This is a genomic window from Lactiplantibacillus sp. 30.2.29 (assembly GCF_018991255.1).
GTDB lineage: Bacteria > Bacillota > Bacilli > Lactobacillales > Lactobacillaceae > Lactiplantibacillus > Lactiplantibacillus pentosus.
Genome location: NZ_JAGYGU010000095.1, coordinates 1 through 1,083 on the forward strand (window position 1 = coordinate 1; position 1,083 = coordinate 1,083).

The 1,083-nt window shown below is 40.3% G+C and carries 1 protein-coding gene; it reads left to right on the forward strand.

All coding sequences use genetic code 11. The features are described 5' to 3' along the window. The first annotated feature begins 139 nt into the window (after positions 1-139). A complete protein-coding gene (locus tag KGF65_RS16665) occupies positions 140-1,069 on the forward strand; it encodes an IS30 family transposase (RefSeq protein ID WP_216788265.1) in 930 nt (309 codons plus the stop codon). Positions 1,070-1,083 lie beyond the last annotated feature (14 nt).

Below are 1,083 nucleotides of genomic sequence, written 5' to 3' on the forward strand. Positions count from 1 at the left end.
CACAGAAAACATCACAGGAGGCATTCCCCATGAATGAACTTGGTAGATTGTAAAATTAATCCGACGCTGTTCGGACAAAAAAGATCAGCTTCCCTTAAAATGGTGTTTACCACAAACACATCTTTTAGGAGCTGATCTTTTGTCTAGTATAACCTATTCTGAACGAATTAAAATCGAAACCTTTTGTGAACTAGGCCTGTCCAATATCCAAATGAGCGATCGCCTAAAACGATCACCTGCCACAATTTCTTATGAATTAGCTCGATGTGAACCTTACCAGGCCGAAGTGGCCCAAACAGATGCCGAATACAAGCGGTCACGATGTGGCCGAAAGACTAAATTGAATGACAAATTAAGGCAAATAATTTTAAACCATTTACGGCTAAGTTGGTCACCAGAAATGATAGCTCACGAATTTAAACTAGCGACTAAATCAATTTATAATTGGTTAAATCAAGGGAAAACTGAGTTTTCTTTAAATGATTTGCCTGAACATGGCGTGCGCCAACGGCGTAACCTTGACCAACGTTCTAAATATAATCAATCATTAGGACGGTCAATTGAACAGCGACCCATCGTGGTTAATCGACGTAATCGCATCGGTGATTTTGAATTAGATACAATTGTTGGCCCCCGTGGGCATAGTAAGGCAGTTTTATTAACCTTAATCGATCGCAAATCACGGTTCCTTTGGGCCTACCGATTAAAAAACCGGACAGCAGTAACTGTTAATGAAGCCCTAAATAAGTTTCTAGCAACTTTTAATGGCCCGGTGCATAGTTTTACGGTGGACCGTGGCACTGAGTTTAGCGGTTTAGTATCACTTGAAGCACAATACGGTATTAAGACCTATTACTGCCATGCTTATACGCCAGCTGAGCGCGGCAGTAATGAACGATTTAATCGGAACTTACGCTATTTTTATTCTAAGGGGACTTATTTTGAGCACATTAGTGCTCAAGGCTTGAAAACCACCTTACTCGAAATTAATCAGCGACCACTTAAAATACTTGACTGGCAAACACCTTATCAGGTCATGCTGACCAATTTGTCAAAAAATTCGGATTAAATTTGCAATCTACC